23 protein-coding genes and 2 pseudogenes are annotated in these 25,377 nt (G+C 40.8%); 23 read left to right on the top strand and 2 right to left on the bottom strand.

Annotated features, from left to right (window positions below; translation table 11 throughout):
* Positions 1-194: 194 nt before the first annotated feature.
* Complete coding sequence (locus tag BU200_RS05675) at positions 195-848, bottom strand: helix-turn-helix domain-containing protein (RefSeq protein ID WP_075099252.1); 654 nt, start codon at positions 846-848, stop codon at positions 195-197.
* Between the two features lie 194 nt (positions 849-1,042).
* Here BU200_RS05675 and BU200_RS05670 point away from each other — a divergent pair, with 194 nt between their 5' ends.
* The 12 genes from BU200_RS05670 (at position 1,043) to BU200_RS05615 (ending at position 8,125) form a co-directional block, all read left to right on the top strand.
* Complete coding sequence (locus BU200_RS05670) at positions 1,043-1,231, top strand: helix-turn-helix domain-containing protein (protein WP_075099251.1); 189 nt, start codon at positions 1,043-1,045, stop codon at positions 1,229-1,231.
* A gap of 59 nt (positions 1,232-1,290) precedes the next feature.
* Entirely contained in the window at positions 1,291-1,950 is a 660-nt protein-coding gene (locus tag BU200_RS05665; protein WP_075099250.1) for a BRO family protein, read from the top strand.
* Between the two features lie 391 nt (positions 1,951-2,341).
* A complete protein-coding gene (locus BU200_RS05660; protein WP_075099249.1) occupies positions 2,342-2,563 on the top strand; it encodes a hypothetical protein in 222 nt (73 codons plus the stop codon).
* Positions 2,553-2,747, top strand: coding sequence for a hypothetical protein (locus tag BU200_RS05655; protein WP_075099248.1), 195 nt, complete (start codon positions 2,553-2,555; stop codon positions 2,745-2,747). Before BU200_RS05660 ends, BU200_RS05655 begins: the two co-directional genes overlap by 11 nt.
* A 10-nt stretch (positions 2,748-2,757) precedes the next feature.
* Positions 2,758-3,090 (top strand): DNA-binding protein, encoded by a 333-nt coding sequence (locus BU200_RS05650; RefSeq protein ID WP_075099247.1) that lies wholly within the window; start codon positions 2,758-2,760, stop codon positions 3,088-3,090.
* The gene (locus tag BU200_RS05645) at positions 3,087-3,368 is read left to right on the top strand and encodes a hypothetical protein (protein ID WP_075099246.1); all 282 of its coding nucleotides are present in this window, start codon (positions 3,087-3,089) and stop codon (positions 3,366-3,368) included. The genes BU200_RS05650 and BU200_RS05645 overlap by 4 nt, the downstream gene beginning before the upstream one ends.
* 135 nt (positions 3,369-3,503) lie before the next feature.
* Complete coding sequence (locus BU200_RS05640) at positions 3,504-4,742, top strand: AAA family ATPase (RefSeq protein ID WP_083609368.1); 1,239 nt, start codon at positions 3,504-3,506, stop codon at positions 4,740-4,742.
* Between the two features lie 840 nt (positions 4,743-5,582).
* On the top strand, positions 5,583-5,705 hold the full coding sequence (locus BU200_RS11690) for a hypothetical protein (RefSeq protein WP_280523031.1): 123 nt from the start codon (positions 5,583-5,585) through the stop codon (positions 5,703-5,705).
* Positions 5,706-6,533: 828 nt separating this feature from the next.
* Positions 6,534-6,893, top strand: a complete 360-nt coding sequence (locus BU200_RS05630; RefSeq protein WP_075099244.1) for a sigma-70 RNA polymerase sigma factor region 4 domain-containing protein — start codon at positions 6,534-6,536, stop codon at positions 6,891-6,893.
* A complete protein-coding gene (locus tag BU200_RS05625; RefSeq protein WP_075099243.1) occupies positions 6,874-7,287 on the top strand; it encodes an ArpU family phage packaging/lysis transcriptional regulator in 414 nt (137 codons plus the stop codon). The genes BU200_RS05630 and BU200_RS05625 overlap by 20 nt, the downstream gene beginning before the upstream one ends.
* 191 nt (positions 7,288-7,478) lie before the next feature.
* Positions 7,479-7,664: a type II toxin-antitoxin system HicA family toxin gene (locus tag BU200_RS05620; protein ID WP_075099242.1), complete on the top strand. Its 186-nt coding sequence runs from the start codon at positions 7,479-7,481 to the stop codon at positions 7,662-7,664.
* A 41-nt stretch (positions 7,665-7,705) separates the two neighbouring features.
* Positions 7,706-8,125 carry a type II toxin-antitoxin system HicB family antitoxin gene (locus tag BU200_RS05615; protein ID WP_244912629.1) on the top strand — a complete coding sequence of 140 codons (420 nt, stop codon included), beginning with the start codon at positions 7,706-7,708 and terminating at the stop codon, positions 8,123-8,125.
* 615 nt (positions 8,126-8,740) lie between these two features.
* Here the strand turns inward: BU200_RS05615 and BU200_RS05610 are convergent.
* Positions 8,741-9,967: a glycosyltransferase gene (locus tag BU200_RS05610; RefSeq protein ID WP_075099240.1), complete on the bottom strand. Its 1,227-nt coding sequence runs from the start codon at positions 9,965-9,967 to the stop codon at positions 8,741-8,743.
* A 733-nt stretch (positions 9,968-10,700) separates the two neighbouring features.
* Between BU200_RS05610 and mnmA the strand changes: the two genes are divergently transcribed.
* The 11 genes and pseudogenes from mnmA to BU200_RS11235 form a co-directional block, all read left to right on the top strand.
* Positions 10,701-11,822: a tRNA 2-thiouridine(34) synthase MnmA gene (gene mnmA / locus BU200_RS05605; protein WP_075099239.1), complete on the top strand. Its 1,122-nt coding sequence runs from the start codon at positions 10,701-10,703 to the stop codon at positions 11,820-11,822.
* A 34-nt stretch (positions 11,823-11,856) separates the two neighbouring features.
* Positions 11,857-12,490, top strand: a pseudogene (locus tag BU200_RS05600) (RpiB/LacA/LacB family sugar-phosphate isomerase).
* Between the two features lie 426 nt (positions 12,491-12,916).
* Complete coding sequence (mnmG, locus tag BU200_RS05595; RefSeq protein ID WP_075099238.1) at positions 12,917-14,836, top strand: tRNA uridine-5-carboxymethylaminomethyl(34) synthesis enzyme MnmG; 1,920 nt, start codon at positions 12,917-12,919, stop codon at positions 14,834-14,836.
* A gap of 878 nt (positions 14,837-15,714) precedes the next feature.
* A complete protein-coding gene (locus BU200_RS05590) occupies positions 15,715-17,676 on the top strand; it encodes a GGDEF domain-containing protein (RefSeq protein WP_075099237.1) in 1,962 nt (653 codons plus the stop codon).
* Between the two features lie 18 nt (positions 17,677-17,694).
* Entirely contained in the window at positions 17,695-18,147 is a 453-nt protein-coding gene (gene rplI / locus BU200_RS05585; RefSeq protein ID WP_075099236.1) for a 50S ribosomal protein L9, read from the top strand.
* Positions 18,148-18,178: 31 nt separating this feature from the next.
* Positions 18,179-19,534, top strand: coding sequence for a replicative DNA helicase (gene dnaB, locus BU200_RS05580; protein WP_075099235.1), 1,356 nt, complete (start codon positions 18,179-18,181; stop codon positions 19,532-19,534).
* A 2-nt stretch (positions 19,535-19,536) separates the two neighbouring features.
* The gene (locus BU200_RS05575; protein WP_075099234.1) at positions 19,537-19,797 is read left to right on the top strand and encodes a Veg family protein; all 261 of its coding nucleotides are present in this window, start codon (positions 19,537-19,539) and stop codon (positions 19,795-19,797) included.
* Between the two features lie 792 nt (positions 19,798-20,589).
* Positions 20,590-21,201, top strand: a complete 612-nt coding sequence (gene rpsD / locus BU200_RS05570; RefSeq protein WP_075099233.1) for a 30S ribosomal protein S4 — start codon at positions 20,590-20,592, stop codon at positions 21,199-21,201.
* Between the two features lie 236 nt (positions 21,202-21,437).
* Positions 21,438-22,952, top strand: coding sequence for a flavocytochrome c (locus tag BU200_RS05565; RefSeq protein WP_075099232.1), 1,515 nt, complete (start codon positions 21,438-21,440; stop codon positions 22,950-22,952).
* Between the two features lie 670 nt (positions 22,953-23,622).
* Positions 23,623-25,140 (top strand): flavocytochrome c, encoded by a 1,518-nt coding sequence (locus tag BU200_RS05560; protein ID WP_075099231.1) that lies wholly within the window; start codon positions 23,623-23,625, stop codon positions 25,138-25,140.
* 88 nt (positions 25,141-25,228) lie between these two features.
* Positions 25,229-25,377 (top strand): annotated as a pseudogene (locus tag BU200_RS11235) (IS5/IS1182 family transposase); the annotation flags it as partial.

Below are 25,377 nucleotides of genomic sequence, written 5' to 3'. Positions count from 1 at the left end.
TTCTAACCCACGCGCAGATGATGAAATTCTTTCAAATTTGCCAACGTTGGCAAATATCGGAACGTTACGAAATTTAGGAACATCAGCCGACGTGCTGAACTCCGAGCGAACGCCGAGGAAACACCCCACAGCGCCCACCAGAGAGCCACTGAGAGGATAAAGCACCGCGGTATACCGTGAGGGTATGGGGCTTACTATGAGTAACCCCCTTGTGAGTATGTGTGTAGGTTAGTTTCTAATTTACTTAAATAAAATTTATATTTGTTTCTATTTCTAATAAGGATTGACAAGAGACCGCTGTCTAATGATTTTTCATCAAAATCAGATATGCCATGAACTAACTCATTAAAGCCGTGGATTGACTTTTTTAAGTATCCAATTAAGCTAGTACGATTCGTAATCCTTATATTATTAGTGATACAAGATGAGTAAAATGTTTCTATATCGCTACGTGTAAAAGTGATTTCCTCAATATCTGATAGGGTATCCTTTATTCCGATAAAAATATCTTCATGAAATAATGAAGGGGAAAAATTTCCGTCCCAGTCATAAGTGCCCCAGTTTCTCAAGTTTTCTTCCTCATCATCCCAGTCATATCTTGTGGAATTGACTTTTACAATCTGGTCACCATCTAATTGCTGAATGAGGGTATTAAGTTCGATTCCCATAGCTTTGGAGATTTCTTTTAACGTTTCAAAGGTTGGCGCAATAGGTTTATGGGTTTGAGGGTTCTCTCCTTTTTCTAACATTGAAATATATCCTTTGGTTTTGCCAATTTTATCAGCGAATTCTTGCATAGTCAGCTTATTCCTTTTTCTATATTCTTTTACGATATCGCCTATTCTCATATTTTTAGACCTCTTCTATCCGTTTTTGTTTAGTCTATTATACAACGGTGTCAAAAAAATATCAATCATTTTTGTTTAATACGCTTGACAAATTTTGTTTAATGAGTTAAACTTTAAGAGTAAGGTGATTACCTTTATTTTTATAACCCTGGGTTTAATGGGTTTAACTTTTTAAAGAATAGGAGGTAAAATATTTGAACGGTACCAAAATAGCAGAAATCCGAAAGTCTCAAGGTCTTTCTCAAGAGGAGCTAGCTAAAAAGTCAAAAGTTTCACGGTCTATCATTTCTTTTTTAGAAACTGGAAAAGAAAAAGATGTCAAACTTTTGACCCTTACTCGTTTAGCAGTAGCTCTTAATTGTACAGTCGAAGATTTTTTATAGCCAAAATGTTTAATTTGTTAAACTTTTTTTAGATCAGAAATAACGGAAAGAGGTACACAATGCAAATTATCAAAAAAGAAAAAGGCGAATTTGGAGAAATTGAAATTGACTTTTTCCTAAGCAAAGATAGAGAAATCCTAGTCACTATCGAACAATTAACGCAGGGCTTTGGGTATCAGAGCCGTAGAGCTATTGAGAAAATGCTAGAACGCAACCCATATTTAAGAGATAGTAAGTATTCCATTGTGACAAAGGTACCCTACAACACGGGCGGTACCCAAGAAACTCGCTTATTCAACAAACGAGGTATCTTTGAAATCGGTATGTTATCACGAACTGAAAAAGGGAAAATTTTCCGAGCTTGGATATACGAATATATCGAGGAATTGGAAAAAGAAAATGCCAATTTCAAGCTACAGCGTGCCTTGGAACGCCCGAAGCGCAAAGAATTGCATGAGGCTATCGAGAGCTGGGAACAAGCGCCAAAGCACGCGCATTCAACCGTTACCAATCTCTTGCTGAAAGGTGCTAGCGGATTGAATAAAAAGCAACTCATGGCTGAACGTGGCGGATACAATGGCATTGACAGTCTAACCAGTACCGAGCTAGTCAGATACCAAGCACTAGAGGATATGACAATCGCTATGATTAACCTAGGCATGGGCTATCAAGACATCAAGGCAATGGTATTCAGACCAAAACGCACCACAGGCGCGTGAGAGGAGGAAGAGCTATAGGAATATTGACCGCAATCTTTAAGTTCTTGACGTGGGCATTCTCTACGGGAGAGGATAGAATCAATTCTACGCTGAATATCGTACACAGGAACGCACGAAAACGGAACTGAAATATCTCCCGAGGGTAAATATACCAGAGAAGAAAACAAGAGCTGAAAACGGCTATTAGAACTGTTAAAAAACGACAACAAAAAAGGCTTGGCAAGCGACCAAACTTTCAAGCCTCGACAATTTAGTAAAAACCAAATAATAACAAGCAGGCAAGCCGTTATTAAAAGGGTTTTAGTATTGATTTGATTATATCACAAATTTGTGAACTATGCTACCGCAGAAAAATGATTGGATAGTAAAAACCAAAACGAGAGGAAAAAGAATGGATAAAGGCAAAATTTTAGATAACTACGAAGATTTAACTAGTGGCATGATGATTGATTATGACGATGTAAAAGCACAACTAATAGACCTAGTAACCGTATCTGATATGGCGCTAAGTCTTGATGATAGAAATAGCTCTTACGCAACCTTAAACATCATGAATATGGCTATCCAACAGCTAGTCGATAAGCTAGAAGAGAGGGACAACCATGCTAGATGAACTCAACCTACCCATGGAACAGAAGCTAGCTTTGGTGATTGTTCTAGCAATCGTGAACATCTTCCTATGGCGCAATCTGGGCTATTTTCGGCTTGATATTGAGCCGAAACAGAAAGATACCCGTAAGCTACAAAACGCCAACTACGGGGCTTATATTCAAGCTCAAGGGCGATATTACAATTAGGAGGTACTGAATGACGTTACCAGATAATTATAGGCGCGTGCTGGAGCTTATTCCAACAGGTAGCGAGCGACCTATTACCAATCGAGAAATACAGAGGATAACCGGACTAAGTGAGCGAGCGATACGGGAGATTGTGCAACGTCTGACTGTTTCCTACAAAATCCCAATAGGAAACGTCCGAGGACACAACCCCGGCTACTATTTCCCGACCAATGACGCAGAACGCTTTCAAGGCATGATAGAACTTGATAAGCAAGTCACAGAGGAACAGAAACGTCTTGAGGTGATTAAGTATGGCAATCTGAACGAGCAGGACAAATACTTGAAAGGTGGGTTAGTATGAGCGGTATTTTTAGTACAGGTTATGAACAACGGCTACTAGAGCAGAACCTTTCAGCGGTCAATACTTTTCTGGAACACTACAACAAGCCAAAGCCTCGTATATTGGGGCTAATGACAGCCCAAGAGGTGCAGGACGAACTAAGCATAAAATACAACACCTTGCAGAAGTGGGAACATGCAGGCTTGAAACGCTACCAGCCACCACTTGAGGAGACGCGTAAAGCCTATTACAAAGTAAGCGATATTTTATTATTCTTGGGGGTGAAAAATGGGCGGTAAACATCTAAAGCACCCAGCACTACGCGGGCTACGAATTGGCCGAGAAAGCAACGTGAAAGACAGGCAACTAACTTTTGAACAAATCAAAGAGCAACAACGCTTGAAGAAACTCAAAAAGAAACGGAGAAAACATGAATGACAGTATCAACAGACGAACAGCATACGATTATTAAATTATCTGAAGTAGCAGAAGAACAAGCCTTACGTGAACCAACATTGATCAGTGGGCTACTAAGAAGAGGACAAAAAATGGCTATTTCAGCTCCCAAAGTATCTTTAAAAACTAGCTTGGCGATTCATTTGGCTGTAGCTATTGGATACGGCATAAATTGGCTAGGTTGGCAATGTATTAATTCTAAAGTATTATACGTAAATTTAAATATATCTAAACATGAATGTATATTCCGTTTTAATAAAGCACTGGAGCATTTACAACTTGACCGCACACAAGTGGCAAATATTGATATTTTAGATATTCCTACCCCAAAAAATTGCACACAATTGATTAATGATATTAGCCAAGTGATTACTGGCCAAGGGTACAGGGTTGTTATCATAGATTCATTAGATAATGTCCCTTTGGTGACAGCGTGGCAACAAGAAGATAAGTTAAGCGAGTTTGACCGCCTAATCAGATTACAAAACTGTTGCTTAATTTTTACGGAAAGTCATGACCATAGACCAAAAGGGAATGAAGAAGCACGAGAAATGGCCAAATGGTCCGATTCATTAAATTATAGCGATATTTTATTGGAACTTTTTCCTTTGAAGCTAGACCCTGAATTATTGAGGGTTGAACGTTTACACGCTGTTTGGGATTTAGCCAAAACAACGTTAAACACTCACAATAAAAAATATTATTTGATGAATGTAACAGATCGATATATTGAACGTGAGACAAGTACAGCAGAAGAGTTACGGCAACATTTAGAAACCGCACTAAACTCACTGCCTCTTGAAACCTATCAAGCTATTATAGCGAGTTTTGATGCCTTGGACAATCCGATAAAGTATAGGACTTACTGGAGATTAGAAACTATTGCCAATTCATTGCCACCGCAAGAAGCGATAGATAATCTTTTCTATTATCCAATCCTCAAACAGGACACTGACAAGATACTTGAATTTCACGAACCAGGAATAGAATACAAAAGTAATATTAAGAAGTCTGAGATTGAACTAGAACAAGAACGGGAAATCTATACTGAAAAGCTCTCAAATGGCATTGAACAATTTTACAGCAAACATAGTCAGTATCCCAACCAAAAAGAATTAGCTGAAACTTTAGAAGTTAGCCGTCAGACAATTTCAGCATGGTATAAAAAAACAGGAGGAAATATCCAAGTCATCGATGGACTTTACCAAGTTTTGTAGGTGATGTTAAGTGTTAATTTAACGTTAAAAACATGTTAAATTTTAACATGATTTAACCGCCATTTAACGTTAAATTTAACTACATACTGTAGGTAGTTGTAAAGTATGTTAATTGATGTTAGTTTTACCAAATGTTAAATAATCAAAAAAGACTTAAAAGGTTGATTTAATAGTCTTTATAGATAATGTTAAATAATGTTAGTTAACGGTAAAATTAACTTATGCAAAATCGGGACACTGACTACTACAGCCTAGCGTCAGTAGTAGTTTGGGAGTTTTCCGTGAAATGTGGAAGTAGGAACAAGGAAAAGGGGCTGTAAGCTCTGCCCCTTTATCCTGTTCCCTTGCACTTCCACGAGCAAAAAAATAATAAGAGAATTTTTCCCGATGTGCTTATTTAACTTTTATTTTTAAGGGATAAAATTATGATAGAGAACAAAAATTTTTTAGCTGTTGAGTACATGCCTCCAATGGAGAATATTGCAGATATTATTCTATGGATGACCGAAAACGAACCAATGAGGTATATTTTTGATAGGGTCAGAAAAATGTTAATCTATGACCCAGATACCCAGAATTGGAGAGGGCATAACTATGGAAAAAGTGAAAGATTATTGCTATCAGAAGCGCCACGAATACACCGAAACACACGGACTATATATCGTAATGCTGAAGAGGTGAAGCTGGATTTATTAGAGCCGACCTATTCCCATGTATCTTACATCACCCATTGGGAAGATTTCAGACGTGGGGAATTAATCCAACAGATTGCGAGTAAACAAAAATTTATACGATTGTTTTTCATATGGGCATGCAGCCAAGGAGCAATCTTAAAAACTGATGACGGTTTTTGGGCAGGAAGCCGCACACGGAACGCTGGAATTACTCGGTGAGGGTGTCTTGAAGCTACTGAAAGAGTTAGACACAGCCAAGGAATACAAGGGGCTACATGATTATACCTAAAGGAGAGGAGGCACGCGCCTCTTCTTTTTTTGATAAAATAGAAGCAGAACTTGAAAAAACTTGAAATAAAATCCTATAGACTGGGTGAAAAATATCGGAAAATGTCGGAACAAAATTCTATATAGACGAATAACCAAAAACTCAAAATCGAGATAAAGCAGGGTGCAAGCACTAGATTCACACAAATTACTGGAAAATACGGGAATGAAATCCTATATAGAGGTGTTCCTAAAATATACAACTTAACAAAACTTAACTATTTTTTGCTTTATAGGGTCTACTGGAACGCTATCTGCTTTTCAAAATTGAAAAAAAGTGCATTTTTTTAAATTTGCCAGCTAGTGACCAACCGTGACTTTTTTTGCCTACCAAAATATACCGGAGGAATATGTCGGTACTTTTCGGTACCAGTTAGCATTTTATTTACAGCCGTACCTATTGGAACGTTATGGCTGTTCCCAAACAAAACAAATAAAACGAAATAGGGGGCGGATTTCTATATAAAAATGGTAAGGTTCGGATAAGGTGCAAGGAGTTAAAAGTGCTAAGGTTTGGGGAGATTTAGGGGAGGTGCAGTTTTTTTCAAATACTAAGGTTTTACAAAGGTATCGTGCGTTGTAAAAAACATAAATTCAATAATCGAACAGAGAGCGAACAGAGAAAAGACTGCTAAAGTAATCTAGCCAGCTCCTGACAAAAACTGACTTTTTATCCAGTGGCGCGTGCTTGAAGCTCGAACGAAGCTCGAGAAATAAAAAAAGCCAGCAAGCGCTGACTCATTGTGATGTAATAACCGTACTAATATTATATCACAAAGGAGGGCTAGCCGTGGATTTTAGACAAAGACTAGAAGAATTACACACGATTGGACTATTGATGGCCAGCTTTGAAGCTGAGTTGAAAAAAGACAGACAGCTATGCAGCTCCCTGCCGTCTGCATTAGCCAACGTTGAGCAGGCACATTTGAAACGCATTGAGGAGCTACAAGGGCAACAGCAGGCCATGCTAGACCTCATCAGCAAGCTAGACAATCCAACGTACAGGAGGCTACTACTTGAGCGCTACCAAAATGGCAGAGGTTGGAAGGAGGTTGCAGATTTAATAGGCTACTCACTCTCAAACACTTACAGACTACATAAGAAAGCCCTGGAGCGTCTGGAGAACATCAATGAACAAGAAGCAAGTTAGAAAGCACGCCAACCGCAAACTGAAAGAGTACCCACGCTGGCAGAGGATTGCTAGAGATGATACGTTGGTCTATTCTGATGATTATACCCTGCCGGTAGATAGCAACGACTTTCACCCCGTGGATTGCCTTACGATTGACCGAGAGACCGCACAGCAAGAGCTAGAAGCGATAAAATCAGCAATAAACGGCATTGACAACAAGCGACTACGCCAACTACTGATACTGAACTACCTGGAGCGTAGAGAGTTGAAAGACGTCCGACAGTTGATTGAGAGGCAAAATAGACCTTTTGAGCCAATTAAAGAAAGCCAATGTAACTATCTCAAAAATAAAGCTCTACTTGCTTTTGCCAAGCAATACAGAAAGGGAGTGCTTGAAACGTTGCCAGATTAAAAATAAGCTAGCTTTTAGCCGTTGTTTCAGCTTGTCCGATAAATTAGCCACAGATAAACTAAAAGCCGTTAGAAGTGATTTTAGGGCTGTTCTAGCAAGGTTGAAAACATTTGTAAAAAACACGTGCAACAGTTGACAAGTGTTAAAAACAAGTGTATAATATAATTAAAGATAAAGAAAGGAGATAGCCAATGACAGAGCGAGAGCTTAAGAAAATTGCTAAAAAGCAAGGTTTTAGTAAAACTAACCTCGGCAAAGGTTCTCATGAAGTTTGGAAGCATTCAGACGGACGGACAGTGACGATACCGAGACCAAAGGAAAAAGATTACAGACCGGGTACACTAAGTAACATTCTTAAAATCTTGTACGGGGAGTGAGAACACTCCTCCCCTGCCCTTAAATAGGGGTACTCTTACCATTGGCTTATTTTATTATGAAATACACTTACCTAGCACTTTTTGAAGTGGATACAGAAAACGGCGGATATACAATCACTTTCCCAGATTTCCCCGGAGCAATCAGCGAGGCAGACACCTTGAACGAGGCAATATATAACGCTCGTGAAGTGCTTGAAATCTATACCATCATGTTTGAAGATGAGGGCAAGGAGTTTCCAGAACCTTCTAGCTTTAAGGCTCTAGCTGGGAAGCTTTCAAGCGATGAAGACATCTTGCAGGCTATATCAGTCGATACCGAGCTAGTTCGTGAGCGTGAGTGTTCGCGCGTGGTCAATAAGACTGTCACCTTGCCTAGTTGGTTGGTAGAGGTTGGGAAAGAACATAAAATCAACTTCAGTCAATTATTACAGAAAGCAATTCGTGAAGAATTGCAAGTATAAGCCTAGCTACTCGCTGGGCTTTTCGGATACAGTAGAATGTAGTATAATAGACCTATCAGCAATCAAAAAAGCGTAGCTGATTACTACGCCAGTTCTTGCCTGCTGAACTCGTTGTAAAGGAGCTGTAAAGCTCTTTTTTTGTTCACCTTTTTGTGGACTTTCTAGGAAAACCTATGGAAATCTAAGGAGATATGTTTTTCTAAAAAGTCAGTATTATCAAGGGTTTAGGAGCTGTAAAGCGATGTAAAGAAACCTAATTTTTGTTACTTTAAATTTGTCATGATGTTCTATATTACCTCTTAGAAATGTTGATAGAATAAGGTTTTTAGAGGTTTACACCTCTTGAAAATAAAATTTACTCATATTGCAGGTTCTAAATGTTTCTTATCAAATCTTTTGCTCCCGTCTCTCTGTTTGCTACCTACTTTAAATAGATATGGATGAGCGATTTCGCGCAATATGGAGGATAAGTTCGCAGCTTCGGACTTCTTTGATGAAAACAAAGACCTCAACGACGAACCGTTGGGGCTTTGTAAGTTCTTCTGGTTATATGCTATAACATAGAATCCCGCTAGGTTATCTTTTTTACGTAGCTTCTGGCTTTGTTTTTTATTTTTATTGAGTAAGGGCTCCCACTTGCTGTATCATTGTGACCATCTTTTCAGGAGCTGTATGTGGAATTTCTGTTTTCAAAGGGTAGCTGTTGAAAATAGAAGCGATAGTATTGTCAAATGACAATACAGGCTTGGAATGAGCGATGACGTGTTCAAGTAATTCATCCAATTTCGTACCATGATTGATATCTAAATAAATATCACAGTTCGTTAGCATATCTTCTAGCACATAGTCGATCACGTTTGGATGGAGAAAGACGTTTTTTCTGCCCGCCAGACGTAGGATATCATCGTGAAAATTTGTGAAAGCAACGATATGAAATTCATAATCAGGCAGAGCATCTATCAGATAATGAACCTGTTCTAATACATGAGTATTGGTGATTGTGACGATTCTTCCTTTTGTTTGCTCTAAAAGGATAGGTCTTGTAGTAGATTGCCACTTGTCGATAATCGTCCCCCAGTCCATCAGATGGTAGAACCACCATACCTCTCGTAAACGTCCAGATGAAAAAGTATTCCAAGGCTTGTCAGGAGAGATATAGTGAATGATTGCAGGGAGCGGATCGAGTTGAATATCGAACAGATGCTGATGGCGGTAGGTAAAGGCACCATAATCAAACCCTATTTGAAAATTATAAGTATCATCTAACCAAATCATATTATGACTGAGTAGTAGATTTAGTATAGTTTGATCCCCCTCTAAAATAGTGTCCTTCTCTTGCTCGGTTAATGCAATCAATTGTTCGGTGATATTCTCTTCACGCCACCGCTGGTTGTTGATAACCAGCATACCCGAATTAAACCCAACCCCGTAACCAAAGGTTGCTCTGACGGCAGCTAAGTAGCAGCCGGAAATATCCAGAGAGAAGAGTTGGTCTAGGCAGAATGTGACCACCATATCACTATCGAGATAAAGCACCCTATCTTCTGCTACAAATTGAGGGATAAAGTAGCGGGCAAAGGTCATAAAATTGATATGGGAAAAGCCTGCGGACCATTCTTTATTGAGGGCTACGCCTAGTAGCTTTATATCTACCAAGTCGCTCCCTATCTGGTTGAGACGTTGTTGGTGATAGAGGAACCACTCTTTTGGTATATCTTGATTGAAGACGTAGATTTTGAGTTGCTTGTTATGATAGGTCAGTGATTTGAGAACGGTTTCGATTTGGCGAATATAGCCATAATCCCCCGCTAAGACCACCGCACGCAAAGCATCATTGTTCATATATTTCTTACTCCTTATGATAACGGGGGTATGTGCCAGTATATTTACTTTTCTCAATATAGCAAGATGAATTCAAGTATAAAAGATAGAGGAAATGCCTATATCTTGATGACTACTGATGTTACCGCCCGATAACGGATAGGTTCTTTTCTTTCATTTATTAGTTCAGCTACCGAACAGATACATCGAAAAACAGTCAAAGTCTCAGCCTTATCGGTTTGAGATGGCTTTTTTCGTTTTCTTAAGTTTTCAGAGTATGCAAAGAAACTACGAACGCTTTAGAAAAGGCTTTCTCTTTGGTAATTCTTCCAACCGTGATTATAACACTATTTTTGAGAACACGCAAAAAGCAAGCGTCCCGACTCCAAATAAAATGTAGTAAAGTAGCATTGCGACCATTGAAAATGCTTTCGACTGATTCGGAGTGTATTTCTCCAAAATAGAAAGGAGTCAATCAATAAAGGATAAGCGTGTGTCAATGGGGAAGGGGTGCTGACACAGTTGGAATGTGGTTTTGGCAGAGTATAATCATTGTAGCCAGAGGCTTTCCTTACCTGCATTCTATTGGATACGGTAGTAATCTGTCCTTGATGTTATTTGCTAGAAAATAGCTAGGATATGGTATAATACTGTCTGTGCCATGAGGTACTTCAAAATCGACCTTCAATCGTTTTTTGAAAATAGATGGTGTAAACTTTCTTTACACTGGATTAAATTGATGGGAGAATAGACAATGGGTGATAACTCAAAGATACGTGTTGTCGTCGGTATGAGTGGGGGTGTTGACTCCTCTGTCACTGCTCTACTACTCAAGGAGCAGGGCTATGATGTGATCGGCATCTTCATGAAAAACTGGGATGACACAGATGAAAATGGTTTTTGTACAGCAACAGAAGACTATAAAGATGTTGCAGTTGTTGCGGATCAAATCGGGATTCCCTACTACTCTGTCAACTTTGAAAAAGAGTATTGGGACAGGGTGTTCGAATATTTTCTTGCCGAATACCGTGCAGGACGCACACCAAATCCAGATGTTATGTGCAATAAAGAAATCAAATTTAAAGCCTTTTTGGACTATGCTATGAATTTGGGAGCTGATTATGTGGCGACAGGCCACTATGCACAGGTGCAGCGAGATGAGAGGGGCATAGTTCATATGCTGCGTGGTGCTGATAATGGAAAGGATCAGACTTATTTCCTTAGTCAGCTATCACAAGAGCAACTGCAGAAAACCATGTTTCCTCTAGGACATTTACAAAAGTCAGAAGTGCGTGATATTGCAGAGCGTGCAGGTCTTGCAACTGCCAAGAAGAAAGATTCGACGGGAATCTGTTTTATCGGTGAGAAGAACTTCAAAGAATTTTTAAGCCAGTATCTACCAGCCCAAAAAGGACGTATGCAGACCGTTGATGGTCGAGATATGGGGGAGCATGCAGGCCTCATGTACTATACAATTGGCCAACGTGGAGGCCTCGGTATCGGTGGACAAATTGGTGGTGACAATGCCCCTTGGTTTGTCGTTGGAAAAGATTTGTCGCAAAACATTCTGTACGTAGGTCAAGGATTTTACCATGAAGCCTTGATGTCAACTAGCTTGACAGCTAGTCAAGTTCACTTTACATGGGATAGACCTGAAACCTTTACGCTTGAATGCACGGCTAAGTTTCGCTATCGTCAACCAGATTCAAACGTGACCGTCCATGTGACGGGAGACAAGGCAGAGGTCATCTTCCATGAACCACAAAGGGCTATTACACCTGGTCAAGCCGTTGTCTTTTACAATGGTGACGAGTGCTTAGGTGGTGGCATGATTGATCTAGCCTTTAAAGATGGGAAAGTATGCCAATATATTTAGATTGACAAGTTTGTAAACTTTTAGGAGGTCAATGATGAAAATTGGAGTGTTACAGGCGACCACAAGACATAGAGATGAATGATGTGTTAATGCAAGCCGTTGAAAAGGTAGTAGCAGATTAACATGAAGTCGTCAATTTAGGTGTTTTTCCTAATGAGACGGAAAGTTATTCTTATGTGGATGTTGCGGTCATGATTAGTTTACTCATTGAGTCACAAGCCTTAGACTTTGTAGTAACAGGCTGTTCCTCTGGTCAAGGGATGATGCTAGCTTGTAACAGCTTACCGGGTCTTTATTGTGGCTTTGTTCAGACACCCCAAGATGCTTTCTTATTTGGTAGAATCAATAATGGCAATGTTGTCTCCTTGCCACTGGGATTGACAGTTGGCTGGTGCGGAGAGTTAAACTTGGAATATACACTTGAAAAATTATTTGATGGTGAGTTTGGCGTAGGCTATCCGCAAACAGATGCGGTTCGAAAGCAGCAAGAAGCAGCCCAATTAACCATAATCGGTCAAATTACTAAGAAAAGATTTTTAGAGATTATAGATGAGATAGATGAATCTCTAATCAGAAAAGTCGTCAATAGAAAGGTATTCTATCAATACCTTGACGAAAATGGGAAGAACCGTGCCTTGGTGGACAGGCTGCAAAACTTCATCGATTGACATTTCTATCAAATGTGATAGAATGAAAAAGAACAATACTATGATGGTCAAAGCTCATAGGAATTGGACGTTTTTTGCGTGCAGTTTCTGAGGGTTTTGACTCTTTTTGTGTAAAAAACAGAGATTCTGATGTTTGATCCTCTAAAAATTAAAGTGTCCACTGACCTCTTGTAACCTTCATTGGAACAGGAGGATCGGGCTGATATAGTTGTTTCGTTTATCTTTTATAATTGAACTTGTCTTGCTGTATTGAGGACAGTAAACGAAACAACTATATTTACAGGGGTTCAGAAAATAGCAGCTATTGACAGTTTCTTTACAGTTGTTGACAACAATGTCAATGTAGAGAGTGGTCTAGCTGTTTAAATACGTCTCACGTTTTAGTAGATTAAGACCAAGAGAAGATAAATGTAAAGGAGAAAATGGATGACATATAGGTTTACAGAAGAATATGACGTGATTGTAATTGGTGCGGGACATGCTGGTGTAGAGGCAGGACTTGCGACCAGTCGGATGGGCTGTAAGACCTTGCTTGCAACGATTAACTTGGACATGGTGGCATTCATGCCCTGTAATCCCTCTATCGGTGGCTCTGCCAAGGGAATTGTCGTTCGTGAAATTGATGCCCTCGGTGGTGAAATGGGACGCAATATTGACAAGACCTACATTCAGATGAAGATGCTGAATACGGGAAAAGGTCCTGCTGTGCGAGCTTTGCGAGCTCAGGCGGATAAGGCAAAGTATTCCCTAGAGATGAAAAAGACGGTTGAAAGGCAGGAAAATTTGACCCTGCGTCAGACCATGATAGATGAAATCTTGGTGGAAGAGGGTCGGGTTATCGGTGTTCGGACGGCGACTAACCAATATTTTGCAGCTAAGGCTGTAGTAGTGACAACGGGAACTGCCCTGCGTGGTGAAATTATTATCGGTGACTTGAAATATTCATCTGGCCCAAACAATAGCTTGGCGTCCATCACTCTGGCGGATAATTTGAAAGATTTGGGACTTGAAATTGGACGCTTTAAAACAGGAACACCTCCTCGTGTCAATGCGCGGACTGTTGACTATGCGGCAACAGAAATCCAGCCCGGAGATGAGAAGCCCAATCATTTTTCATTCCTATCAAGAGATGAGGACTATGTGAAAGACCAGATTCCTTGCTGGTTGACCTATACGAATGCGCGCAGCCATGAAATCATCAATAGTAATCTACATCGTGCTCCTATGTTTTCAGGTGTAGTCAAAGGGGTGGGACCGCGCTATTGCCCTTCTATTGAGGATAAGATCGTGCGCTTTGCGGATAAGGAACGGCATCAGTTGTTCTTAGAGCCGGAGGGACGCGACACGGATGAGATTTATATTCAGGGGCTTTCTACCAGTCTTCCAGAAGATGTCCAAAAGGACTTGGTTCATTCTATCAAGGGACTTGAAAATGCGGAGATGATGCGGACAGGCTATGCAATCGAGTACGATATGGTCATGCCTCATCAATTGCGGGCAACTCTTGAAACCAAGAAAATTTCTGGACTATTTACGGCAGGGCAGACCAATGGGACCTCTGGTTATGAGGAGGCGGCTGGTCAGGGAATTGTCGCAGGAATCAACGCTGCGCTTAAGGTGCAGGGCAAACCAGAATTGATTTTGAAGCGTAGCGACGGGTATATCGGTGTGATGATTGATGATTTGGTGACCAAAGGAACAGTAGAACCGTATCGTCTCTTGACCAGTCGGGCGGAATATCGTTTGATTTTACGTCATGACAATGCAGATATGCGCTTGACAGAGATTGGTCGTCAGGTCGGCTTGGTTGATGATGAGCGCTACCATGTCTTTCAGATTCACAAAAATCAATTTGAAAATGAAATGGTGCGACTTGATTCAATCAAGTTGAAGCCGGTCAAGGAGACCAATGAGAAGGTGGTTGCTATGGGCTTTAAACCCTTGACAGACGCCTTGACAGCCAAGGAATTTATGAGGAGACCCGAGGTGACCTATGCGGACGTGGTTCAGTTTGTCGGTCCAGTGGCTGAAGAATTATCTGATAAGACCATTGAATTGATTGAAACGGAAGTCAAGTATGAGGGCTATATCAGCAAGGCCTTGGATCAGGTTGAAAAAATGAAGCGGATGGAAGAAAAACGGATTCCAGCGGATATTGATTGGGATGATATTGATTCGATTGCAACAGAGGCTCGTCAGAAATTTAAGCTGATTTCTCCTGAAACAATCGGGCAGGCTAGTCGTATATCAGGGGTTAATCCAGCAGATATTTCAATCCTGATGGTCTATCTGGAAGGGCGCAGTCGTTCGATTTCAAAGAACAAGGCGAAGAAGGATGATGCTTAAAATTTATAACATCATTTCCGAGTGATGCAGCTTCATCTAGGAGAGTTGAAGGACTACTAAAAAAAGTATTGGGAAATGTGCTCTAAGGGGGTATTGAGCGCTCGAGAGAAGTGTTAATACTCATCAAAAATCAAATTCTGACGTCGTTATAGTCGTTACGTTTACTTTTATTACTTCGTTAAGTCGTCTTGTATAATTGAACTTGAGCTACAACTCACTGACAAAGCGTAGTCAGAAAGTTGAGTAACCCTAGATAGACATCACAGTAGGCATCTGATTGGCGCTAACACGCCAATCTAGTTGCCTTTGTGGGGGTCTCACTACGAAGCTAAAGCTTCTGTTCGGCCGCCTATTTTGTCTAGGAGTTGCTTTCACAGTCTAGGGATAGACTGTGGAAGGTTGGAGATAGAACGAGTGAAACTCGTGTCAAACGCTCTCGTATCTTGGGTAATTGAACACGCCCTAAACTCTGTGCGAAAAAGATAAATCTTCCTAGAGTCTAATGACTCTTCGTCAGATTTCCTATTTTCACTTTGAGTTTTTAACGGGCTTTGTATCTTGAGTTGTACTATTGAGAAAAGTTACACTTTTCTTATCTATCGCTTGTCTAGTTATCAACTAGACAACTACCTGCGACTTTTAACGAAAACTTCGTTTTCTTCATTTCCCATCTCAAACAATCTCTCCTCAGACTGTTTGAGCTAGTACTAAAAATAAACTAGACGGCTATATAAAGACTGGACGTTTGTCTGGTCTTTTTCTTCGATTAGGCTGGATCGGTTCCTGCAGGAAGTGGCGGGTTTTCTGTAAATCTTGTGTGGAAATAGAAGCTAGCATTTTCATTGCTTTTATGGTAGAATGGCAAGCAGAGGTTAGTAATGAAAAAATTTCGATTTTCAACGATTCATTTTGTGATGATTGGGGTAATTCTCTTTGGATTATTAGTATTTATCCATGGTCTATACCCGGATTCAACCGTCACTTATTTATCTATTTTTATAGCTCTCTTTTTGTTGGTCCTGCTCTTTGTATTCCAAAAGCATTCCTACGAAGTGAGCGAGACGGAGCAAATTACGTATTTAAATGCCCAAGCGGAATCTGGCTTGATGCGTCTTTTGGTACACATGCCAGTCGGGGTGATTAAAGTTCGCTTGGAAGATAACCAAGTAGAGTGGTTTAATACCTATGCTGAACTTCTTTTTGCCAAAGAAGATGGAGAATTTGATCAACAGAAGTTGCGCGAGATCATTGATACAGGTTTAGATGAAGACAGGAGCCATGTTACGGTTGCGGATAAGCGTTATGCGGTCTATGTTGATTACGAGCAGGGACTGTTTTACTTTTTTGATGCTTCAACAGAATATTATGCCACTTCTAATCTAATCGGTAGTAGACCAGCGATTGGGATTATTTCTGTCGATAATTATGATGAACTAGAAGATACTTACTCGGACTCCCAGATTAGTCAGGTCAATAGTTTTTTAGCTCAATTTGTGTCTGATTTCGCAAATGAAAACGGTATTTACTACCGCCGTGGTACCATGGATCGTTTTTATTTCTTTACGGATTACGCAGTTTTAGAAAGGCTGATTGAGGACAAATTCTCGGTTATCAATCGTTTTCGTGAAGAAGCGAAACAGCTGGACTTGGCTCTGACCTTGAGTATGGGGATTGCCTATGGAAACAATAATCACCAGCAGATTGGTCAAATTGCCCTGCAAAATCTCAATATGGCTGAAGTACGTGGGGGTGATCAGGCTGTTGTCAAAGAAAATGATGAGGGCAAAGAACTCCGCTTCTTCGGTGGTGGATCTGCGTCGTCGGTCAAACGGACAAGAACTCGTACCCGCGCTATGATGACAGCTGTCTCTGACAAGCTAAAGACAGTTGATGCAGTATTTGTTGTTGGTCATCGAAATCTAGATATGGATGCCTTGGGGTCTGCTGTCGGGATGCAGTATTTTGCCCAGAATATCATGAACAATGCCTACACTGTCTATGACGAAAAGGACATGGCATCAGATATTCAACGTGCCATTCAGAAATTGACCCAGGAAAATTGTTCCAATCTAATAACTGTTGAGGAGGCGAAAAAGCAGGTAACAGCGCGATCGCTCCTCATCATGGTTGACCATTCCAAGATTGGTTTAACCTTGTCAAAAGAGTTTTATGCCTTGTTTAGCCAGGTAGTTGTAGTGGATCACCATCGTCGGGATGCAGACTTCCCAGACAATGCGGTTCTGACCTATATTGAAAGTGGAGCAAGTTCTGCGAGCGAATTGGTGACAGAATTGATACAGTTTCAAAATGATAAACACCATAAGCTCAATCGGCTTCAGTCTAGTCTCTTGATGGCAGGGATCATGCTGGATACCAAGAATTTCACGTCCCGTGTGACCAGTAGGACCTTTGATGTGGCTAGCTATCTAAGAAATCGCGGTAGCGATAGTTCAGAAATTCAGCAGATTGCTGCGACGGATTTTAACGAGTATCGTCAGATCAATGAATTGATTTTAAGAGGTCGGAAGATTTCGGAACATATTGTTGTCGTCTGCGCTGATGAGGAGATTGTGTATGACAATATTGTCCCAAGTAAGGCGGCAGATAAGATTCTTGAAATGGCTGAAATTGAAGCGGTATTTGTCATCACGAAAAATGTCAACGATTATATTGCCATTTCAGCGCGGAGCAGAAGTAAGGTCAATGTTCAACGGATGATGGAAGAAATGGGCGGAGGCGGTCATTTTAATCTCGCTGCAGCTCAAATTCGGGAGCAGTCACTAGCACAAGTTCAAGAGCACTTGATGGAAATAGTGTTAGAAGAATCAAAAGAGAAATAAAAAGAGAAGGAGATCCTCATGAAAGTAATTTTTTTAGCAGATGTGAAAGGCAAAGGAAAAAAAGGAGAAATTAAGGAAGTTCCAACAGGATATGCTCAAAATTTTTTGCTTAAGAAAAATCTTGCCAAGGAAGCGACTAACCAAGCGATTAGTGAATTGCGTGGCAAACAAAAATCGCAAGAAAAGGCGCATGCGGAGATGTTGGCGGAGGCAGAGGCTATCAAAGCTAAGTTGGCAGAAGAAGCAACGCTTGTATCTTTTGTCGAAAAAGTAGGACCAGACGGGCGGACTTTTGGTTCGATTACGAGTAAGAAAATTGCTGAAGAATTGGAAAAACAATTCGGTATCAAGCTCGACAAACGCAATATCCAATTAGATCACCCGATTCGTGCGGTTGGTTTGATTGATGTACCAGTTAAAATTTATCAAGATGTGACAGGTGTGATTAACTTGAGCATCAAGGAAGCCTAGTGACGGTGTAAGAGAGATAGGAGGTGAGATCTTGGCAGAAGTAGATGAATTGCGTGTGCAACCGCAGGATATTTTGGCGGAGCAGTCGGTTCTTGGTGCGATCTTTATCGACGAGGGGAAGCTGGTTTTTGTCCGCGAATATATTGAGGCAGATGATTTCTTCAAATATGCTCACCAGTTGATTTTTAAAGCCATGATTGCCTTGTCAGATCGCCATGAAGCCATTGATGCAACGACCATGCGCAATCATCTGGCCAATCATGGTGATTTGGAAAATATCGGTGGGCTCAGCTATTTAGCCGAGGTCATCAATTCGGTACCAACGTCTGCTAATGCAGAATACTATGCCAAGATTGTCGCTGAAAAATCCAATTTACGCAAACTGATTGCACGTCTGACAGAGTCGATCAACCAAGCCTATGATGGTGCAGATGAGTCTGACGAAATCATTGCGCGTGCAGAAAAAGCCTTGATTGATGTTAGCGAAGGTGCTAGTCGTAGCGGGTTCAAGCAAATTGAAGATATTTTGAATCTCAATTTTGAAAATCTTGAAATTCGTTCGCGCCAGACTTCTGATATTACAGGGATTGCGACGGGCTATCCAGCTTTAGATGCTATGACGACAGGCCTGCACGAAGAAGAGTTGATTATTTTGGCAGCTCGTCCTGCGGTCGGAAAAACAGCCTTTGCCCTAAACATTGCACAGAATATTGGTACAAAATTAGGAAAAACCGTAGCTATCTTTTCTCTGGAGATGGGGGCAGAAAGTCTAGTTGATCGGATGTTGGCTGCTGAAGGGATGATCAACTCACGTTCCATTCGTACAGGTCATCTGACGGATGAGGAATGGCAGAAGTTGACTATGGCGCAAGCCAATCTGGCAAATGCTAGTATTTACATTGATGATACGCCGGGTATCAAGATTACAGAGATTCGTTCCCGCTCCCGTAAATTGGCACAGGAAACGGGGAATCTGGGCTTGATTTTGATTGACTATCTGCAGCTGATCACAGGAACGGGACGGGAAAACCGCCAGCAGGAAGTCTCTGAAATTTCGCGGCAATTGAAAATTTTAGCCAAGGAATTGAAAGTGCCGGTCATTGCCCTCAGTCAGCTTTCTCGTGGTGTGGAGCAACGTCAGGATAAGCGGCCTGTTCTGTCAGATATTCGTGAATCAGGGTCAATCGAGCAAGACGCAGATATTGTTGCTTTCTTGTATCGTGATGACTACTATGAACGCGGCGAGCAAGAAGATGGTGGTATCCCCAATAATACCATTGAGGTTATTATTGAAAAAAACCGTTCTGGAGCGCGTGGAACGGTTGAGCTAATGTTCCAAAAAGAGTACAACAAATTTTCAAGTATTTCCAAGAGGGAGGATGGATAAGAATGAGTGATGCATTTACAGATGTTGCAAAGATGAAGCAGATCAAAGAAGATATTAAGAACCACGAAGGACAAGTCGTTGAATTAACGCTTGAAAACGGTCGCAAACGCGAGAAAAACAAACAAGGTCGGATTACCGAGGTCTACCAATCCCTCTTTATTGTGGAGTACCAAGATCCTAACAATACCTACGTAGAATCCTATACGTATTCGGATGTGTTGACAGAAAAAATCTTGATCCACTACCTAGATGATGAAAAATGACCATAAGCCACTTAGAAATGGTTTACAATAAACCTGTATATAATTGCTTATAGTGTTTGAGAGACATCAGTCATGTTATTCACAAGTTTTAGTGATAGCATGATTTTTTTATTGGAACGGATATACTATGGATACTCTATTTCAGAGCTGGCAGAACTTCAAACCCGAGAAGGGATAATCCTTATGTTGAGTTTCCTCTTTTGAGATAGATCTGTTATAGTCATTTAGTTTATATTTTTATTACTTCGTTAACTCGTCTTGTATAATTGAACTCGGGCTACGAGCTGTGCAAAAAAGAGCGATAACTGTTTCAGTTTTAGCTGATGCTAGTTCTTTAGGAAATAGGCTGAAAACCTCCACTGGAGCTTTTCACTCATCAAAACTCCTATTTTTGCTTTGCTCGCTTCCACAGTCTAGGAATAGACTGTGGAAGGTTGGAGATAAAACAAGTGAAACTCGTGTCAAACGCTCTCGTATCTTGGGTAATTGAACACGGGCTAAAAGCTCGGAAAAAAGATAAATACTCCTAGAAGCAGAGACTTCTTCGTCGTATTTCCTATTTTTCATTCGCTTTTTACGCCCTTTGTATCTTAGATGGGCAGGTAATGCTTTACAATTTATCTAAATCGTGCTATACTGTAATTTGTGTGAAATAGCAGCAGAGGAATATGAAGCTCGTCAACAGGTACTTTGAAAGATAAGTAACCTTAGCTGTTTAGGCGAAGGGTATCTGCACGAATCAGGATTTCTCAAAGACTATTTCCATAAAATACATTTATGGAGGACATCACTATGTCACGTTATACAGGACCATCTTGGAAACAAGCACGCCGTCTTGGTTTGTCACTTACAGGTACAGGTAAAGAACTTGCTCGCCGTAACTATGTACCAGGTCAACATGGACCAAACAACCGTAGCAAATTGTCAGAATACGGTTTGCAATTGGCTGAGAAACAAAAACTTCGTTTCTCTTACGGTGTAGGTGAAAAGCAATTCCGTAACTTGTTCGTACAAGCTACAAAAATTAAGGGTGGAATCCTTGGTTTCAACTTCATGCTTCTTCTTGAGCGTCGTTTGGACAACGTTGTATACCGTCTAGGTCTTGCAACTACTCGCCGTCAAGCACGTCAATTTGTAAACCATGGTCACATCCTTGTTGACGGAAAACGCGTTGACATCCCTAGCTACCGTGTTGAAGTTGGTCAAGTGATTTCAGTTCGTGAGAAATCAATGAAAGTTCCTGCAATCCTTGAAGCGGTTGAAGCAACTCTTGGCCGCCCAGCATTCGTATCATTCGACGCTGAAAAACTTGAAGGATCATTGACTCGCCTACCAGAGCGCGACGAAATCAACCCAGAAATTAACGAAGCACTCGTCGTTGAATTCTACAACAAAATGTTGTAATATTTTACCGAATAAGATAGGCTGTAAAGCCATTATATTAGGCACTTTTGGGGCTTTATCCCAAGGTGCTTTTTTACTTATCCTATTTTAAGACGAAAAGTTACCTACATTACTTTATTTTTTAGTAAGAAAGCCATCTTGTTGTATTCTTGTGAAAAAATTTACAAAAAGTTTGAGAAGGCTTGTTAAAAGGTGTATACTAGAACCGTAACCAAGAGAAAAGGAGAAGGTTTATTATGAAGAAGAAAGTGTGGCTCGGTGCCTTACTTAGTTTGTTTGTAGCTGTTTTCTTGATAGCTTGTGGAAGTAAATCAACTAATACAGCATCATCGTCAACCCCTGCTTCCTCTTCGAAAGAAGAAGCTGTTTCGGGAGCATCAGAGAAGGTCTATACGGATCCGTCAGAGTTGAAAGATGGCTATGATGTTGTCATTATCGGTTCAGGTGGTGCAGGTATGGCTGCTGCCCTTGCTGCTCATGATGCAGGAGCTAGCGTAGCTATCCTTGAGAAAATGCCTGTCATCGGTGGAAATACAAGCAAGTCTTCAGGAGGAATGAATGCTTCGGAGACGAAATTCCAAAAAGAGCAAGGGATTGATGATAGCAATGATCTGTTCTATGAAGAAACATTGAAAGGTGGAAAAGGAGCGAACAATCCTGACTTGCTTCGTTACATGGTCGATCATTCTTCAGAAGCGATTGATTGGCTTGATAGTATGGGGATTACCCTTAACAATGTCACCTTCTCAGGTGGTTTCAGTAAGGCTCGTATCCATAGACCAGCAGATGGTTCAGCAGTCGGTGGTTACCTTGTAAATGGTCTCTACAATAACTTAATGGAACGTAAAGTACCGATTTTTGTCAATGCTACGGTCACTGAAATTATTGAAAAAGATGGTGCTGCGGCTGGTGTCAAAGTAACCATTGATAAAAAAGAAAAAAGCATCGCTGCTAAATCAGTCGTTGTAACGTCAGGCGGATTTGGTGCCAATATGGCGACGGTTACGAAATACAAACCAGAATTGAAAAGCTATGTAACGACCAACCATGAGGGTGCAACTGGTGACGGTATTGAGATGGCACAAAAATTGGGAGCAGATGTAGTGGATATGGAGCAAATCCAAATTCACCCAACTGTTTATCAAGAAAAAGCCTTCCTTGTATCAGAAGCGATTCGTGGTGAAGGTGCTATTCTTGTCAATGCGCAAGGAAATCGCTTCTACAATGAAATGGAAACGCGGGATAAGGTATCAGCTGCCATTAATGGACTTCCGGAACAGTATGCCTATGTGGTCTTTGACCAGCAGTTACGTGAACATTCAAAATCAATTGATACCTACGAGCAAAAAGGGATGGTGATCAAGGCTGATAGTGTGGAAGAGTTGGCAAAAGCGCTCAATGTTTCTGAAGAAAATTTGAAGAAAACGATTGAGGCTTGGAACACATCAGTAGAAGCGAAAAATGATACAGCGTTTGGTCGTACGACAGGAATGGATCGGAATATCTCAAAAGCTCCTTACTACGCAATTAAAGTAGCACCAGGTATTCACCATACAATGGGTGGTCTAAAAATCAATACCAATACGGAAGTATTGAACAAAGAAGGTCAAGCCATTCCAGGACTTTATGCAGCAGGTGAGGTGACAGGAGGTATTCACGGTAAGAACCGTATCGGTGGCAATGCCGTTGCAGATATTATCGTATTTGGTCGTCAAGCTGGAGAACAGTCTGCTCAATTTGTTAAGAAATAATGAAAAAGAGGAAATAGACCTAATCGTGATGTTGAAGTCTCGATTGTCTATCCTCTTTTCTATTTAGACTTGGGGTTTATAGCCGTTTAGTTTATTTTTAGTACTAGCTCAAACAGTCTGGGGAGAGACTGTTTGAGGTGGGAAATGAAGAAAACGAAGTTTTCGTTAAAAGTCGCAGGTAGTACTGGGGTACAGCAAGACGAGTTAACAAAGTAATAAAAATATAAACTAAATGACTATAACGGCTACTCCCTCAACAACAAGGTCTGATTAGGCAAGAAAATGGCGGGCAGAATGAAACCTTGGCAAGATTAGTAGATGAGGGGAAAGTTGTTGCTTGAGGACTATGGAAATTATAGGATAACTAGAAAAGGGTGGTGGGACAAGAGTTTAGTAGAGGTATTGAATTTGGAAGTCTGATGAGGAGTTCTTGCTAGACTATAACTATTAGGTTTTTACAAGTCTGACCATCATTCCTCTGGTGCTTGCTCGATCTCGAATGCTTCAAATGATAGAAGGTAATAAGGTTATTTCTCTTTCTGTGATACTGGAAATCGTATGGAAAAAATTTAGAATAAATGCTTGTGAAAAAAATTACAAAAATGGTTGCAACAGAGTACTAAATAGGGTACAATAGGACAGTAACCAAAAGAAAAGGAGAAGGTTTACTATGAGGAAGAAAGTTTGGCTCGGTGCCTTACTTAGTTTGCTTGCTGCTGTCTTCTTGATTGCTTGTGGAAGTAAATCAACCAATACAGCGGCATCGTCGTCAACCCCTGCTTCATCTTCGAAAGAAGAAGCTGTCTCAGGAGCATCAGAGAAGGTCTATACAGATCCAGCAGAATTGAAAGATAGTTATGATGTTGTCGTTATCGGTTCAGGTGGTGCAGGTATGGCTGCAGCAGTCTCTGCTCATGATGCAGGAGCAAGTGTGGCAGTTCTTGAGAAAATGGGAGAAGTAGGTGGAAATACTGCAAAGTCATCTGCAGGTATGAATGCCTCTCAAACAAAGTTCCAAGATCAAGAGGGGATTAAAGATTCAAACGATAAGTTCTATGAAGAAACCCTCAAGGGGGGTGGCGGAGCAAACGATCCCGAGTTGCTTCGTTACTTGGTAGATAACTCTGCCGCTGCGATTGACTGGTTGGATGGTATGGGAATTACCCTTAGCAACATCACAACTACTGGTGGTATGAGTGAAAAACGTACGCACCGCCCAGCAGATGGATCAGCAGTTGGTGGCTACCTTGTAACAGGTCTTTACCACAATTTGGTAGAGCGTAAAATTCCAATGTTTGTCAAAGCAGATGTGACAAATCTGGAAGAAAAAGATGGTAAGATTTCAGGCGTTGAAGTGACAATTGATGGGAAAACCAAGAAAGTTGCGGCAAAAGCGGTTGTGATTGCGACAGGTGGTTTCGGTGCTGACTTAGAAAAAGTAGCACAATTAAATCCAAAGCTAAAAGGTTATGTGACAACAAACCAATCAGGTTCAACTGGTGATGGTATCGCCCTTGCAGAGGCAAAAGGTGCTGCGACAGTTGACATGGAACAAATCCAAATTCACCCAACCGTAGAGCAAGAAAAATCTTACTTGATTACAGAAGCGATTCGTGGTGAAGGTGCTATCTTGGTCAACTCAAAAGGTGAACGTTTCTTTAATGAATTGGAAACTCGTGATAAAGTATCTGCAGCAATCAATGGTTTAGAGCCAAACTACGCCTATGTAGTTTTCGATTCAGCTTTGAAAGATCGCGTAAAAGCAATTGCTCAATATGAGAAAAAAGGTCTTGTTAAATCTGGTGAAACAGTAGCAGATCTTGCAAAAGAAATTGATGTCCCAGCAGATGCCTTGCAAACAACCTTGGATACATGGAACAAGGCTGTTGCAGACAAAAATGATGCAGCCTTCGGTCGCTCAAGCGGTATGGATCATGCCCTAGATGCAGCTCCTTACTACGCTATTAAAATTGCACCAGGGGTACACCATACAATGGGTGGTCTAAAAATCAATACCAATACGGAAGTATTGAACAAAGAAGGCCAAGCTATTCCAGGGCTTTATGCAGCTGGTGAAGTAACCGGTGGTGTTCATGGTAAGAACCGTATCGGTGGGAATGCTGTTGCAGATATTATCGTATTTGGTCGTCAAGCCGGAGAACAATCTGCAAAATTTGTGAAAAAATAAGTCATTAAGAAGTTGAGGAAACAGTGCCTCAGCTTCTTATTTTTCTATAATAGACTTGTTCGGTAACCAAATGTGATATACTATTTGTATGGAAACAATGTATGAAAAATCTCAAAAACTCAGTTCAGAGAACTTCAAACTTCTCATAGGTGTTCAAAAAGAGACCTTTCAAGAAATGCTTACCTGTCTCAATGTAGCTTACCAACGTCAACATCGTCAAGGAGGTCGTCCACGCAA

Origin of the sequence: Streptococcus acidominimus (assembly GCF_001921825.1) — a bacterium.
GTDB lineage: Bacteria > Bacillota > Bacilli > Lactobacillales > Streptococcaceae > Streptococcus > Streptococcus acidominimus.
The sequence above is the reverse complement of the archived record's forward strand: the minus strand, read 5'-3'. Positions and strand labels throughout refer to the sequence as shown.

What these genes read in the sequence shown, in the direction of transcription:
- BU200_RS05590 (WP_075099237.1), top strand. Translation starts at nt 15,715, where the DNA reads ATGAAAAAATTTCGATTTTCAACGATTCATTTTGTGATGATTGGGGTA.
- BU200_RS05575 (WP_075099234.1), top strand. Translation starts at nt 19,537, where the DNA reads ATGAGTGATGCATTTACAGATGTTGCAAAGATGAAGCAGATCAAAGAA.
- BU200_RS05610 (WP_075099240.1), bottom strand. Translation starts at nt 9,967, where the DNA reads ATGAACAATGATGCTTTGCGTGCGGTGGTCTTAGCGGGGGATTATGGC.
- BU200_RS05665 (WP_075099250.1), top strand. Translation starts at nt 1,291, where the DNA reads ATGCAAATTATCAAAAAAGAAAAAGGCGAATTTGGAGAAATTGAAATT.
- BU200_RS05625 (WP_075099243.1), top strand. Translation starts at nt 6,874, where the DNA reads ATGAACAAGAAGCAAGTTAGAAAGCACGCCAACCGCAAACTGAAAGAG.
- rplI (WP_075099236.1), top strand. Translation starts at nt 17,695, where the DNA reads ATGAAAGTAATTTTTTTAGCAGATGTGAAAGGCAAAGGAAAAAAAGGA.
- BU200_RS05660 (WP_075099249.1), top strand. Translation starts at nt 2,342, where the DNA reads ATGGATAAAGGCAAAATTTTAGATAACTACGAAGATTTAACTAGTGGC.
- mnmG (WP_075099238.1), top strand. Translation starts at nt 12,917, where the DNA reads ATGACATATAGGTTTACAGAAGAATATGACGTGATTGTAATTGGTGCG.
- BU200_RS05645 (WP_075099246.1), top strand. Translation starts at nt 3,087, where the DNA reads ATGAGCGGTATTTTTAGTACAGGTTATGAACAACGGCTACTAGAGCAG.
- BU200_RS05650 (WP_075099247.1), top strand. Translation starts at nt 2,758, where the DNA reads ATGACGTTACCAGATAATTATAGGCGCGTGCTGGAGCTTATTCCAACA.
- BU200_RS05640 (WP_083609368.1), top strand. Translation starts at nt 3,504, where the DNA reads ATGACAGTATCAACAGACGAACAGCATACGATTATTAAATTATCTGAA.
- BU200_RS11690 (WP_280523031.1), top strand. Translation starts at nt 5,583, where the DNA reads ATGACGGTTTTTGGGCAGGAAGCCGCACACGGAACGCTGGAATTACTC.
- BU200_RS05655 (WP_075099248.1), top strand. Translation starts at nt 2,553, where the DNA reads ATGCTAGATGAACTCAACCTACCCATGGAACAGAAGCTAGCTTTGGTG.
- BU200_RS05675 (WP_075099252.1), bottom strand. Translation starts at nt 848, where the DNA reads ATGAGAATAGGCGATATCGTAAAAGAATATAGAAAAAGGAATAAGCTG.
- mnmA (WP_075099239.1), top strand. Translation starts at nt 10,701, where the DNA reads ATGGGTGATAACTCAAAGATACGTGTTGTCGTCGGTATGAGTGGGGGT.
- rpsD (WP_075099233.1), top strand. Translation starts at nt 20,590, where the DNA reads ATGTCACGTTATACAGGACCATCTTGGAAACAAGCACGCCGTCTTGGT.
- BU200_RS05560 (WP_075099231.1), top strand. Translation starts at nt 23,623, where the DNA reads ATGAGGAAGAAAGTTTGGCTCGGTGCCTTACTTAGTTTGCTTGCTGCT.
- BU200_RS05620 (WP_075099242.1), top strand. Translation starts at nt 7,479, where the DNA reads ATGACAGAGCGAGAGCTTAAGAAAATTGCTAAAAAGCAAGGTTTTAGT.
- BU200_RS05565 (WP_075099232.1), top strand. Translation starts at nt 21,438, where the DNA reads ATGAAGAAGAAAGTGTGGCTCGGTGCCTTACTTAGTTTGTTTGTAGCT.